Here is a 12756-nt window from a genome sequence, read left to right as displayed (position 1 = left end):
TCAGGGCGCTTTGTCGCGCGCGATCGGGTGCGGCGGAGTCATCGGCCCCGGAGGCACAATCGCCAGGTTTCGCGCGTTTTGTTGCGACAGATCGGGATCGACCAGCAGTGGCGCCTGCAGCGCCGCGCGCATCACCGGATCGCGCGGCGCGTCCTGCACGGCAGGTGCCGGCGCATTGCAACCGCCAAGCAGCAACACCATCAACAACAGGGCAGAGCGCAACGTCATGCCGCCCTTGTCACCCGGATCGCGTTAACACCCGGTGTCCAAGGACGGCATGGCCCCCTGCCCCAGCCGATCAGCGGCGAAAATATCCATCGCGCCATTCGATCATCCGGTCATGATGGCGCATTTCGCGCCAGTCGCGGTGATAGCGATAGCCTTCGTCATAGCCGCGGCCGCCATAATCGCGTTCGTGGCTCCAGCCCTGGCGACCTTCATAAGGCCGGGCTGATGCGGGCACCGCGGCAACCACCCCGGTCAGCGCGACCAGTCCCAGCGCAACACGGGCAACGAGCGTTTTCGACAAAGTCATCATGGCACTTCATCCTGTTCGATCGAACGGCGCCCGGTGGGATCGTGCTGCGGGATCGTTCGATTGTTCATGTTTAGGTCGTCCAACATGAACGAATGAAGAATGAACCTGGTGGAACGCGTTTTCCTGACCAGATATTTCGCGCGCTTGCCTTGCCAGCGTTCGAACCCGCCTGCCATGGCACCGCGCATGACTGCAAACGCCGCCCACCACACCCGCACCGGCCTGATCGCCGGGCTGTCGGCCTATATCATCTGGGGCTTCATGCCGATCCTGTTCCATCTGCTGCACGCTGTGCCGCCGCTGGACGTGGTGGCCTGGCGCGTGGTGTTCACTTTGCCCGTGTGCCTGGTGTTCGTATCCATCAGCAAGGGCTGGAACGACCTTGTCACCACCTTGCGCCAGCCGCGCCTGGTGCTGCGCCTGGTGGTCAGCGCGCTGCTGGTGGGCACCAACTGGACGCTTTATGTTGCCGCCGTCGTCCACGGCCACGTGCTGGCGACCAGCCTTGGCTATTACATCAATCCGCTGGTCAATGTCGCACTGGGCACGCTGTTTCTGGGCGAACGCCTGTCGTGGCGGCAATGGACCGCTGTTGCCATCGCGGCGGCGGGGATCACGCTGTTGCTGGGCGGGGCGATTGCCATGCTGGGCACCGCGCTTTCGCTTGCGGTCACGTTTTCTCTGTATGGCCTGATGCGCAAGACCACCCCGGTCAAGGCGATCACCGGGCTGACGATCGAAACCATGGTGCTGTACCCGCTCGCCGCATTCTGGGCCTATGGCACCACGCAAGGGGCCGCCGTGTCGGCGATGGGCGGCGGCGGGTTGACGCCGGTGCTGCTGGTATCATCGGGGTTGATCACCGCGGTGCCGCTGATCCTGTTTGCGGTGGCGGCACGCAATCTGGCGCTGTCGACGCTGGGGTTTCTGCAATTCACGGCACCGACGATCGTATTCCTGATCGGCATCGTGCTGGGCGAAACGCTCGATACGCTGCGCGTCGCCTGTTTCGTGCTGATCTGGATCGCGCTGGCGCTGTTCGTGTGGGATATCTGGCGGCGCAACCGTTTGGCGCGCTGACCGTGGGGTCTGCCTTGCGCATCAGCCCAACGCTTGTCTATCCGGCAAACCGCCAATTAAGCGTTTCGCCGGCGTGAAACGGCACGATCGTCGTGCCGTTGCAGTCATAGCTGGCGGGCACAGTGACCGGTTCGCGCACCAGCGTCACGGTCTGCGTGTTCACCGGCAGGCGATAGAACGCCGGGCCATTGCGCGAAGCGAACGCCTCGAACCGGTCAAGCGCGCCCTCTTCCTCGAACACCGTGGCATAGCTTTCCAGCGCGAACGGAGCGTTGAACAGCCCGGCACAGCCGCACGCCGCTTCTTTCAGATGCTGCGCATGGGGCGCGGTGTCGGTGCCCAGGAACACGCGATCGAACCCCGATGTCGCCAGCGTGCGCAGCGCCTGGCGGTGATGTTCGCGCTTGGCCACCGGCAGGCAATAGGCATGCGGGCGGATGCCGCCGACCAGCATGGCATTGCGGTTGATATGCAAGTGTTGCGGGGTGATCGTCGCAGCGACATTGGGGCCCGCATCACGCACGAAGTCGGCGGCTTCGGCGGTGGTGATATGTTCGAACACCACACGCAATCCGGGCAGATCGGCAATCAGCCGGGTCAGCGTGCGCGCGATGAACACGGCTTCGCGGTCAAAGATATCGACATCGGCATCGGTCACTTCGCCATGGATCAGCAGCGGCATGCCGATTTCGGCCATGCGTTCGAGCACCGGATAGATCCGCGCGATATCGGTCACCCCGTGCGCCGATCCGGTGGTGGCATGCGCCGGGTATAGCTTGGCCGCCACGAACACGCCCGCCGCATGGCCGCGTGCCACTTCGTCGGGATCTGTGTCATCGGTCAGGTACAGCGTCATCAGCGGGGCAAAATCGCTGCCCTGGCCCACCGCCTCGACGATCCGCGCGCGATAGGCGGCAACGCCTGCCATATCGGTCATCGGCGGATTGAGATTGGGCATGACGATCGCGCGCGCGAATTGCCGCGCCGTGTGCGGCGCCACACCCTTAAGCAACGCACCATCGCGCAAATGCACATGCCAGTCGTCGGGGCGGCGGATCGTCAATGTCTGTGTCATGGCCTTTCCCATACGCAACAGACACCCTATCTGTCACCCATGCCGAACACCAAACTTGCCCCCCGCCTTCATGCCCGCGCCGTTCTGCGCCTGTCACAGACCGATCCTGCCGAAGATGTCGCCGCATTTCTGCAAGGACTGGTGACCCAGGATGTGACCGGTGACCTGCCTGTCTGGGCCGGGTTGCTGTCGCCCCAGGGCAAGGCGTTGTTCGATTTCCTGGTGTGGCGCGACGGCCAGGCGCTGCTGATCGATTGCGCGGCCGATGCCGCCGATGCGCTGGCGCGGCGCCTGTCGATGTACCGACTGCGGCGCCCTGTCGCGATTGCGCGCGATCCCGCGCTGGGTGTGTTCTGGCAGGCTGAAACCGGGCCTGACGCGGCTGTGCGCGATCCGCGCCTGGCGGCATTGGGCTGGCGGTGGATCGCGCCGGTCAACCACACCGATGGCCATGCCGACGCAGCGTGGCTGGCGCACCGCCTGGCGCTTGGGGTGCCCGAGGGGCAGGCCGAACTGGGCAGCGACGCCACGCTGTGGCTGGAAACCAACGCCGCCGACCTGAACGGGGTCAGTTTCACCAAGGGCTGCTATGTCGGGCAGGAAAACACCGCGCGGATGAACTGGCGGCAAAAGGTCAATCGCCGGCTGGTGGTGGTGCCGCTGGACCGGTCGCGCCCCGATCGGCAGCGGGTTGCCTATCCCGATCTGGGGCTGGCGGTCGATCATCTGCGGGTTGAGGATATCGACGATGCGCCCGGGTGGATGAACCTGACGCCCGAGGCCTGATCAGCCCTGTTCTTCCAGCGTTTCGCGCAGCATCTGTTCGGCGCGGTCGCGCGCGGCATGCCGCGGCAATTCGAGCGCACGGCTCAGCGGGCCGCCCAGCAGTGCATCGCCCAACGCCATCAGCGTCAGCGCCAAAGTGTTGTCACGGCGGCGTTCCCCGCCGAATTCATCCAGATCGATCACCAGATCGTGGATCGTTTCGACAATCGGATCGAGCGCGTCGCGATTGCCGGTGACCAGCATCCACGATGCCAGCGCGCCTGCACCTTCGCGATCGAACGCATCGAACGTCAGATCGACCACATTGCGCGGCGATCCCATGCCCGACCGGCTGGCCAGCACGGCTTCGCGGATCTTGGCGCAGATCGTCGCGGTCAGATACCGCGCAAGATCGCGGTGCAGCCCCGCGGCAGAACCGAAATGGTGCAACAGATTGGCATGCGTACGCCCGATCATCGCGGCCACAGCCTTGAGCGTCACCGCCTGGGGGCCGTCCTCGATCAGCAGCAGGCGCGCCGCCTCGAGCGCGGCCACACGACTTTCTTCCGGACTGAGACGCTTGCGTGTTGCCATTGACCCCTGGGCATTCCCGCCGACAGACCCGATTGTCAGCCGGGTTTGCCTAGGGCCAAGTGGCCGTAATGGCAAGAAACAGCTAAAGCCATGACCCTAGGCGGCGTGGCGCATCGGTTCGGGGTCGGCCGGGTCGCTGGCGGGCGGGCACAGGTTCAGCGCGTAAACATGCGCAGCTTCGGCACCGCCACGCGCGGCGCTGTCGTGCATGCGCACATGGCCTGTCGGCACAAAGCCCAGCCTTGCCAGAACCCGCCCGGTGGCCGGACTGTCGGCATAGTGATGGGCGATCAGCCGGCAATGCCCGAGTGCTGCCGCCACCGACAGGGTGGCGCGGGCCGCCTCGGTGGCAAAGCCCCGGTTGCGATGATCGGGCACCGTCCACATGGCCAGCTCGGTTTCGCCGCCATTGTCGATCAGACCCGTCATCCCGACCACCAGCGCGCCATCAGGCCCGGGCACGGTCACCACGAACAACGGGTGATGCATCGACTGCGGCGACGTTGCCGGGAACAGGGCATTGTTCATCCAGGCCCCGGAAAATTCGGCCCGTTCTTCGGGCCAGGCTGGCCGCAAGAACAGCCGTTCGCTGCGAATGAACATCGTTCATCTCCTTCATCCGCCCCGCCATTTGCATTGGGTGGTCGATCCGATCGGTCGCCTTGGCCCGGTCCCTCCGGGTGGCTGCGACGCGCGGATAACCGACTGACGTGACAGGACTATTTCGACATGCGTCGATTGCATCCGATTTGCGGCAAACGGCGCTGCAAAACGGCTGGTCGGGGATGAGGGAGACGCAAAAAGAGGGAGACGGGCGGGCCCCTCTCCCTCGATCAGCCGGTTTGCGTATGCAAGACCGGCGGGGGCCATCCCGTCAGGATGGCCCGTGTTTGAACCATCCGGTTATTCGGCGGCTTCTGCCATCATGTCGACCGACACGTATTTGCGGCCAAGCTTGCCCGAATGAAAACGCACGCGGCCATTGGCCGTGGCGAACAGCGTGTGATCGCGGCCCAGGCCGACGTTCGCACCGGGATATACGCGGGTACCGCGCTGGCGAATGATGATGTTGCCGCCGATCACGTCCTGACCGCCGAACTTCTTCACGCCAAGGCGCTTCGACTGCGAATCGCGACCGTTGCGCGACGAGCCGCCTGCTTTCTTGTGTGCCATAGTAGATTACTCCTCGAACGCAGTCGGATCAGGCGACGGACAGGATGCGCAGCAGCGTCAACTGCTGACGATGCCCGTTCTTGCGGCGATAGTTGTGGCGGCGACGCTTTTTGAAAACGATCACCTTTTCCGATTTCGCCTGCGCGATGATTTCGGCCGAGACCGTCACCGACGCGGGATCAGCCAACGCGCCGTCCTTGCCGGCAAGAAGGATATCGCCCAGCGTGATCGTTTCGCCGGCTTCACCTGCCAGCTTTTCGACCGCGATCTTGTCTCCGGCGGCGACGCGATACTGTTTGCCGCCCGTGCGCACGATTGCGAACATGGTTTCCTGCTATCCGTTTCAAATGCCTGACCAACCCGACATCGGCGAAATTCCGCACCCCGAAGGTGGCGGCGAATCGCAGACAGCTGGAATTGGGCGAAACCCCGCGAAATTGCGAAGTTCCTCAAAAGAGCGGCGCGGATAATCGAATGCAGCGATCGTGTCAACATTTCGCCGCAGCACTTCCAGTCGCCGCCCGGCATGCTATGGCACGCCAATGCCCGATCTGTCACGCGCCCTGTTGCACACCGTCACGCTTCTTTCGACTATGGCCCTGGCCGGATGCGGCGGCGGCATGGCGGGCTATCCGTCGCTGGCCCAACGCCCCGCGGAACGGGCCTTTGCCCAGCCCCCACTGGCCGCGGCCCCCACGGCGCCGGGCACGGCCGATCCGGTGATCATGCACCAGATCGACACGTTGCGCGCGCAGGCCGCGCGCGCTGCGGATCAATTCAACCACAAGGCGCAAGTGGCCGACCGCCTGGCCACTGCCGCCCACGGCAGCGGTGTGGGCAGCGAAGCCTGGGCTGCGGCAACCACGGCGCTGGCTGCGCTCGATTCGGCGCGCAGCGAAACCGCCGTGCCGCTGGGCGATCTCGATGCGCTGCAAGTGCGCACCGCGGTCAGCTCTGCACAAAGCAACTCGGCGCAAGGTGACGCGACGTATGCCGCCGTGGCTGACGCCAATCGCGAAGTAACCGAGATTGTGAAGTCTGAAGACGCGCGCATCGCGGCGCTGCGCAGCCTGCTTGGAAACTGAAGCGCGGCGCGTTCAATCCGGAACGCAGCGCGCGTCGGCAGTTTTTGGTTGCGCATCGTTTATTGTAAAAAAACGATGCGCACGTATCTGCACGCCGCCTAGCCCCAGCGCGCGCGGTCGGCGTGGTCTTGCCCGCGTGGTTCGATCCAGCGCCAGCCCTCGGCGGTGCGTTCACGCTTCCACAGCCATGATTCGCCCTTGAGGTGATCCATCACGAAGTCGGTTGCGGCAAATGCGTCGCGCCGATGGCGCGAGGCGCCGGCCACCAGGACGATCGGATCGCCGGGTGCCATTTCGCCCACGCGATGCACGATCAGCATGCCATCCAGCTGCCAGCGCGCCACGGCCGTGTCGCCAAGGGCCTGAAACCCCGGCAGCGTCATCGGCGCATAGTGCCGGATTTCCAACGCCAGCACCCCGTGATCGGCGCGCACCTGGCCCAGGAACGTCACCACACCGCCCGCATCGGGCACGCGTGACACAAACCCGGCAATTTCGCGCGCGGGATCAAACGCCCTATCGCTCAGGCGCACATCGAGCATGTCAGCCGCCGCTGACCGGTGGCAGAAATGCCAGCTCGTCGCCGTCGACCAGCGTGATGCCGCCGCTTTCGGTCAAAAGATCGCCGTTCAGCGCCAGCCGGATGCGATCATCGAGCAGGGCAACCGCCAGTTCGCGATCGAGCCCGGCCAGAACCTGGTCCAGCGGTCCGGGCGCCACGGCCAATCCGGCAGTCCCGGCAAGGTCTTCAAGGCGCCCCAGGAACACCAGCCGCGCAAAGCCGCTCATCCGCCCGTGACCGACATGTGCCGCGATACGGTCGGGCGCCCGCCAGGACCGGAAATGTCGAAGCTGTGCCGTTCCTGCTTTTCACCCATCGCGCGGGCAAAGGCATCGTTCAGCGCCGCCTCGCGCGCATCGCTGCGCAGCGCGGCGCGCAAGTCGACGCGGCCCTCGCCACCCAGGCACATATACAGCTGCCCGGTGGCGGTCAGCCGCACGCGGTTGCAGCCTTCGCAGAAATTGCCCGTCAGCGGCGTTATGAAACCCAGCTGTCCGCCGGTCTGCGCCACATCGACATAGCGTGCCGGGCCGCCGCTGCGCGCCACGCTGGGCGTCAGCGTCCAGCGCGATTCCAGATCGCGACGCACCGCGTCGAGCGGCAGATAATGGTCGAACCGGTCACCCTCGACATCGCCCAGCGGCATGACTTCGATCAGCGTGATCGCGTGGCCTTCGCCATGCGCCCAGGCGACCAGATCGGGGATTTCGTGTTCGTTGATGCCCTTGAGCGCGACTGTGTTGATCTTGACCTTCAGGCCGGCATCGCGCGCGGCGGCAATCCCGGTCAACACATCGTCCAGCATGTCGCGCCGTGCCAGCGCGGCAAACTGCGCGCGGTCGCGCGTGTCGAGCGACACGTTGATCCGACGCACGCCTGCCTGCGCCAGGTCATCGGCAAATTCGGCCAGCCGGGTGCCATTGGTCGTCAGCGTCAGTTCGTCGAGATCGGTGCCGACATGGCGGCCCAGCGCACGCACCAGATCGATCATGTCGCGCCGCACCAGCGGTTCGCCCCCGGTCAGCCGGATTTTGCGCACCCCGCGCGCCATGAACGCGCGCGAGGCAAGATACAGCTCTTCCAGCGTCAGCACCTCGGCGCGCGGCAGGAACTGCATGCGTTCGGGCATGCAATAGGTACAGCGCAGATCGCAGCGATCGGTGACCGACAGCCGCAGATACGTGATCGACCGCGCAAAGCGGTCAATCAGCGGGGCGGCGCCGGTCTGGCCGGCGGCGGGTTCATGGGTCATCGTCACCGGCCCATATATACGAAGTCTCGGGGGTAAGATTCAAGGTGCGCGCCGCTATCGACGAACAGGGTTTCGCCGGTGGTCGATCGGGCCGTGGCCAGATGCAGCACCGCATCGGCGATGTCATCCGGGGTCGACAGCCGGTCCAGCGGCATCAGCGCACGCAGCCGATCCCATTGGTCAGCGTCATAGTCGTCGGTCGGCAAGGTCAGCCCCGGTGCGACCGCGTTGACCCGGAAACAGGGCGCAAGTGCGCGGGCCAGCGTGCGTGTCGAGGCATGCAGCGCCTGCTTGGACAGGGTATAACTGATCTGATCGGGCACCGGATTGCGCACCCGCTGGTCGATGATCTGCACCGCCGCACCCGGGGTCTGCGTCACGGCCAAAGCCGCCGCCAGCGCCCGCGTCAGCAGGACAGGCGCATGGCAGTTTACCCGAAAGTGCAGGTCAAGCCCCGACGCATCAAGGCTGTGCATGCCGTCGTCGCGGAACACCGAGGCGCAATTGACCAGCAGCACCGGCACACGACCGGCCGCGTCGACAATTACGGGGATCAACGACTCGACCGCGGCCAGGTCGCCCAGATCGGTGGCCACAGGAAACACCCGCGCGCCCATCTGCGCCAATTCATCGGCAAAAGCGGCATCGAAACTGTGCGCGTGATGCGCGTGCAACGCCAGGTCATAACCGGCGCCTGCCAGACGGCAGGCTATGGCAGCCCCGATCCGCCGCCAGCCGCCGGTTACCAGCGCAAGCGGACGAGGGCCGGACCCGGTCATCCCCGCCGGTGCCGGGTCAGCGTCATGCCGATGTCTTCGCCCGCCTCGCTGATGGCCAGCTTGACGATCTTGACCGTGACACTTTCGACCCGCGCGTCTTGCAGGAACAGCGTTTCGGCAATCTGATCGCCAATCGATTCGATCAGCGTGAAATGCACGCCCTGCGGCAGGCCGCCGGTGGCGGCAAATTTCAGGTCCATGTAATTCTTGCTGGCCGACAGCGGCGTGTCGGGGGCAAATTCGGCCTGCGGCTGCAACGCCACCGCGATCGAGATGCGCAGCGGTTGCGGCCGCCCGGTCTCTTCCGAGTAGACCCCGGTAAGAACGTCGGTTTCGATATTGGCGACTTCAAGGATCAGACTGTCTTGCACGGCGCGGGCCTGTGGCACCGCGCGCGCAATTTGTCCAGTTTCAGCACCGTGCAGCACCGCGATATCGCTCATCATTACGTCCTTTAATCGCCAGACCAGCGTGCAAAGATGGCGGTGGGCAGCACCCGGCCGCCTTCGCCCTGTTCGTGAATACCCAGATCGCCGTGTTCGATCGTGCCTGGCAGATGCCGCAAAGCCTCGTCCAGCAGCCCGGCCAGCGCCAGCGACGACATGCGCACCGCATAGACCGTCAGGAACAGGAACCGGCTGTCCTTGTCCAGCAGGTTCGCACAATCGCCGATCAGGCCGGGCAGCCCGTCTTCCAGCCGCCACACTTCGCCTTCGGGGCCGCGTCCGAATTTGGGGGGATCGAGAATGATCCCGTCATAGCGCCGCTGCCGCCGTACCTCGCGCGCGGTGAATTTCACCGCGTCGTCGACGATCCAGCGGATCGGCCGATCCTCCATGCCCGACAACGCGGCGTTGACGCGGGCCTGGGCCACCGATTTCTTCGAGGCATCGACATGCGTCACCGGCCCATGGCGCGACAGCGACAGCGTTCCGACGCCGGTATAGCCGAACAGGTTCAGCGTGGCGGCATCTTCGCGCCCGTCCAGCCGTTCGCCCATCCAGTCCCACACCGGGGCCATGTCGGGGAAGAACCCGAGGTGGCGAAACGGCGTGCAGGCGGCGGTAAAGCGCACCTCGTCACGCGCCAGCGGCCAGCCATCGCGTGGCACGGGGCTGTCGAAATGCCACCGCCCGCCGCCATCTTCGTCCGATCCGGGGATGAATTCGCCATCGGCGGACCAGTCGTCCAGCCGCGGCCGCCACAGGGCCTGCGCTTCGGGCCGGATGAAGCGATAGCGGCCATACGATTCGAGTTTGCGCCCATGGCCCGAATCGAGCAGCCTGAAATGATCCCAGCCGCTGCCGATCATCAACCCGGGTTGGAGAACCAGCCTGGCCATCAGGCAGCCCGTCGCGCAAGGTGCGATGGATCAAACATGGCGGGGCGTGGCGCGCGTGATGATATAATCGCGCAGGCCCTCGTAATCGCCGGGCAGGCGATCGTAGCGCTCTTCGCGATCGAACAGATCGCCGACGCGTTCGGGCAGCACCGGGCGCTGGCCGATCGCGGCCTGCACCGCATCGCCAAATTTGGCGGGATGCGCGGTGGCCAGCGTAACCACCGGCACATCGGCAGGCAGACCGGTCGCGGCGCGTGCCGCATCGAGGCCGATCGCGGTGTGCGGATCAAGCACTTCGCCGCATGCGTCGAACGCCCAGCGCTGGCTGGCGATCATGGCCTCGGCGGTGGTGCGCGCGCTGGTGAACAGGTGGCCCATATGCGCGCGTTGCGCATTGGTCAGTTGCAGCACTTTGTCGGCCTCGAACGCCTTCATCTGTGTCGCGATCAATGTGGCGTCGCGCCCGGCAGCGTCGAACAGCAACCGTTCGAAATTGGACGAGACCTGGATATCCATCGACGGCGCGGCCGTCGGCGTGACCGAACCGGCCGAATAATCGCCCGACGACAACGCGCGGTGCAGGATATCGTTGATATTGGTCGCCACGATCAGCCGTTCGATCGGCAGGCCCATTTGCGCCGCGACATAGCCCGCAAAGACATCGCCGAAATTGCCCGTCGGCACCGCAAACGCGACCTTGCGCTGCGGCGCGCCCAGTTGCAGCGCCGCCGCGAAATAATAGACCACTTGCGCCATCAAACGCGCCCAGTTGATCGAATTGACCGCGGCAATGCCGAACCGCCCGGTCACGGCGGCATCGTTGAACATGCGCTTTACCGTCGCCTGCGCGTCGTCAAAGCTGCCGTCGATGGCGATGTTGTGCACATTGGGCGCCAGCACCGTGGTCATCTGGCGGCGCTGCACATCGCTGACCCGGCCATGCGGGTGCAGCATGAAGATATCGACTTTGGCCCGGCCCGCCACTGCATCGATCGCTGCCGATCCGGTATCGCCCGAGGTTGCGCCGACAATCGTCAGATGATCATCGCGGCGGCCCAGAAATTCTTCGAACAGCAGGCCCAGCAATTGCAGCGCCACGTCCTTGAACGCCAGCGTGGGGCCATGGAACAGTTCGAGCAGCCATTGCCGTTCGTCCAGTTGCTTCAACGGGGTGACCGCGGCATGCGAAAACCGGCCATAGGCCAGGGTGGTCAGTTCCAGCAGGCGATCGGGTGTCAGGCAATCGCCGACGAACGGCTGCATCACCCGCTGCGCCAGTTCGGCATACGACATGCCCGCCATCGCCGCGATCGCGTCGTGCGTAAAACGCGGCCAGGCTTCGGGCACATAAAGCCCGCCATCGCTGGCTAGGCCCGCGAGTGTCACCCCTTCGAAATCGAGCGCGGGCGCATTGCCCCGCGTGCTGACATATTTCATGCGAAACCCCGTATGGTCGCGGGGGCGACTAGCCGCGATGGCCCATGAAGGCAACCGATGACCCGGCACCACGCGCGCGCATGCCTATTTTTGACGACGCCGCAGCGCCAGCGCATAGATGATCAGCGCGGTGGCCGCGAACAGGAACCATTGCACCGCATACGCCAGGTGGTTGTTGGCAATCGCGCGGGGATCGGGCGTGGCATTGGCGATCAGCCCGGCCTGCGGCGGATCGGCCACGATGTGCCAGTCAAGATTGCGCAAGGCAGGCCCAGCCGGCGCCAGCGCGACCCCGCTCTTTTTACCGGGCACCGCCACACCCGTCAGGCGGCCCCCGCGCCACCGTACCGGTGTTACCGTCGATGACCAGCCGATCACCACCGGCACGCGCGTCTGCACCGTCCCGGCACGATGACCGCACACCACGACATGCGCCCAGCCCGATTGGCCCATGGCATTGCCACCGCCCACAACCTGGTCGGGCCCGGCATCGGGGCAATCCCACTGCACATGACGATAGGCGGCGTTGCCGGGCAGATCGGCCCCGGTCACGATCAGCGGCGCAGCGATCGCCGCGGCGGCCGAATACTGCGCCAGCAGCGCGTCTTTCCAGTGCAGGCGCTGCACCTGCCATAGGCCCAGGCCGATCATCGTGCCAATGGCCAGCAGCACGACCAGCGTGGCGATAACGGGGGGGCGGCGCATCAGGTCACATCCTTGCGATTCAGGGTTTGATCCGCCGGGTCAGCAGCGTCACTTTGACCAGGCGCAGCGCGCCGATCATCACCAGCGCGACCACCGGCGGCCAGATCAGCGCGTGCAGCCACAGCGGCGGGTGCAGCGCATCGTCGAATCGCACCGCCCCCAGCGCCAGCAGCACGACCAGCGGCAGCACCACGGGATAGAGCGCGCGCGGCCCAGGCTCGTACGCGGCAAGGTCCAGGCCACAGCCGCGGCAGCGCGGGGCAAAGGCGGCCGGTGCGGCGAACACCCCCGATGCGCCGCAGCGCGGGCAACGTCCCGCCACGGCCCCGAATGCGAAAAGGGCAGCCCGGACCAGGCCGGACTGCCCTT

The 12756-nt window shown here is 65.5% G+C and carries 20 protein-coding genes; 3 read left to right on the top strand and 17 right to left on the bottom strand.

The window, feature by feature from the left end; genetic code table 11:
• From G404_RS17890 to G404_RS0103395, 3 genes are all read right to left on the bottom strand, one after another.
• On the bottom strand, positions 1 to 228 hold the full coding sequence (locus G404_RS17890) for a hypothetical protein (protein WP_156906175.1): 228 nt from the start codon (positions 226 to 228) through the stop codon (positions 1 to 3).
• Positions 229 to 298: 70 nt separating this feature from the next.
• Positions 299 to 538, bottom strand: coding sequence for a hypothetical protein (locus G404_RS0103400; RefSeq protein WP_036520213.1), 240 nt, complete (start codon positions 536 to 538; stop codon positions 299 to 301).
• On the bottom strand, positions 535 to 714 hold the full coding sequence (locus G404_RS0103395) for a hypothetical protein (protein WP_156906174.1): 180 nt from the start codon (positions 712 to 714) through the stop codon (positions 535 to 537). Before G404_RS0103395 ends, G404_RS0103400 begins: the two co-directional genes overlap by 4 nt.
• A 10-nt stretch (positions 715 to 724) precedes the next feature.
• Between G404_RS0103395 and rarD the strand changes: the two genes are divergently transcribed.
• On the top strand, positions 725 to 1618 hold the full coding sequence (rarD, locus tag G404_RS0103390; protein WP_028639847.1) for an EamA family transporter RarD: 894 nt from the start codon (positions 725 to 727) through the stop codon (positions 1616 to 1618).
• A 37-nt stretch (positions 1619 to 1655) separates the two neighbouring features.
• Here the strand turns inward: rarD and pyrC are convergent, their stop codons facing one another.
• A complete protein-coding gene (gene pyrC / locus G404_RS0103385) occupies positions 1656 to 2693 on the bottom strand; it encodes a dihydroorotase (RefSeq protein ID WP_028639846.1) in 1038 nt (345 codons plus the stop codon).
• A 39-nt stretch (positions 2694 to 2732) separates the two neighbouring features.
• On the opposite strand from pyrC, the gene ygfZ reads away from it, so the two are divergent.
• Positions 2733 to 3479 (top strand): CAF17-like 4Fe-4S cluster assembly/insertion protein YgfZ, encoded by a 747-nt coding sequence (ygfZ, locus tag G404_RS0103380; protein ID WP_028639845.1) that lies wholly within the window; start codon positions 2733 to 2735, stop codon positions 3477 to 3479.
• Here the strand turns inward: ygfZ and G404_RS0103375 are convergent, their stop codons facing one another.
• From G404_RS0103375 to rplU, 4 genes are all read right to left on the bottom strand, one after another.
• Positions 3480 to 4052, bottom strand: a complete 573-nt coding sequence (locus tag G404_RS0103375) for a TetR/AcrR family transcriptional regulator (protein WP_028639844.1) — start codon at positions 4050 to 4052, stop codon at positions 3480 to 3482.
• 96 nt (positions 4053 to 4148) lie between these two features.
• A complete protein-coding gene (locus G404_RS0103370; RefSeq protein WP_028639843.1) occupies positions 4149 to 4655 on the bottom strand; it encodes a GNAT family N-acetyltransferase in 507 nt (168 codons plus the stop codon).
• A gap of 300 nt (positions 4656 to 4955) precedes the next feature.
• Entirely contained in the window at positions 4956 to 5225 is a 270-nt protein-coding gene (rpmA, locus tag G404_RS0103365; RefSeq protein ID WP_028639842.1) for a 50S ribosomal protein L27, read from the bottom strand.
• Positions 5226 to 5253: 28 nt separating this feature from the next.
• On the bottom strand, positions 5254 to 5550 hold the full coding sequence (gene rplU / locus G404_RS0103360; protein WP_028639841.1) for a 50S ribosomal protein L21: 297 nt from the start codon (positions 5548 to 5550) through the stop codon (positions 5254 to 5256).
• A gap of 217 nt (positions 5551 to 5767) precedes the next feature.
• Here rplU and G404_RS17885 point away from each other — a divergent pair, with 217 nt between their 5' ends.
• Positions 5768 to 6310: a hypothetical protein gene (locus G404_RS17885; protein WP_051280095.1), complete on the top strand. Its 543-nt coding sequence runs from the start codon at positions 5768 to 5770 to the stop codon at positions 6308 to 6310.
• Between the two features lie 98 nt (positions 6311 to 6408).
• Here the strand turns inward: G404_RS17885 and G404_RS0103350 are convergent, their stop codons facing one another.
• The 9 genes from G404_RS0103350 to G404_RS0103310 all read right to left on the bottom strand — a co-directional run bounded on the left by G404_RS0103350 (position 6409) and on the right by G404_RS0103310 (position 12673).
• Positions 6409 to 6852, bottom strand: coding sequence for a molybdenum cofactor biosynthesis protein MoaE (locus G404_RS0103350; protein ID WP_028639840.1), 444 nt, complete (start codon positions 6850 to 6852; stop codon positions 6409 to 6411).
• Position 6853: 1 nt separating this feature from the next.
• Positions 6854 to 7099, bottom strand: a complete 246-nt coding sequence (locus tag G404_RS0103345; protein ID WP_028639839.1) for a MoaD/ThiS family protein — start codon at positions 7097 to 7099, stop codon at positions 6854 to 6856.
• On the bottom strand, positions 7096 to 8124 hold the full coding sequence (gene moaA / locus G404_RS0103340; RefSeq protein ID WP_051280155.1) for a GTP 3',8-cyclase MoaA: 1029 nt from the start codon (positions 8122 to 8124) through the stop codon (positions 7096 to 7098). The genes G404_RS0103345 and moaA overlap by 4 nt, the downstream gene beginning before the upstream one ends.
• A 2-nt stretch (positions 8125 to 8126) precedes the next feature.
• On the bottom strand, positions 8127 to 8903 hold the full coding sequence (locus G404_RS0103335; RefSeq protein ID WP_028639837.1) for an SDR family oxidoreductase: 777 nt from the start codon (positions 8901 to 8903) through the stop codon (positions 8127 to 8129).
• Entirely contained in the window at positions 8900 to 9274 is a 375-nt protein-coding gene (locus G404_RS0103330; RefSeq protein WP_028639836.1) for a dihydroneopterin aldolase, read from the bottom strand. The genes G404_RS0103335 and G404_RS0103330 overlap by 4 nt, the downstream gene beginning before the upstream one ends.
• An 83-nt stretch (positions 9275 to 9357) precedes the next feature.
• Entirely contained in the window at positions 9358 to 10245 is an 888-nt protein-coding gene (locus G404_RS0103325) for a class I SAM-dependent rRNA methyltransferase (protein ID WP_028639835.1), read from the bottom strand.
• Between the two features lie 30 nt (positions 10246 to 10275).
• Positions 10276 to 11682, bottom strand: a complete 1407-nt coding sequence (thrC, locus tag G404_RS0103320) for a threonine synthase (protein WP_028639834.1) — start codon at positions 11680 to 11682, stop codon at positions 10276 to 10278.
• Positions 11683 to 11766: 84 nt separating this feature from the next.
• Positions 11767 to 12387, bottom strand: coding sequence for an SURF1 family cytochrome oxidase biogenesis protein (locus G404_RS0103315; protein WP_028639833.1), 621 nt, complete (start codon positions 12385 to 12387; stop codon positions 11767 to 11769).
• Between the two features lie 19 nt (positions 12388 to 12406).
• Positions 12407 to 12673, bottom strand: a complete 267-nt coding sequence (locus G404_RS0103310) for a DUF983 domain-containing protein (RefSeq protein ID WP_245584371.1) — start codon at positions 12671 to 12673, stop codon at positions 12407 to 12409.
• Between the last annotated feature and the right edge of the window lie 83 nt (positions 12674 to 12756).

Origin of the sequence: Novosphingobium acidiphilum DSM 19966 (assembly GCF_000429005.1) — a bacterium.
Lineage (GTDB): Bacteria > Pseudomonadota > Alphaproteobacteria > Sphingomonadales > Sphingomonadaceae > Novosphingobium > Novosphingobium acidiphilum.
Note: the sequence above shows the minus strand (reverse complement) of the source record. Positions and strands in the feature narration are given on the sequence as shown.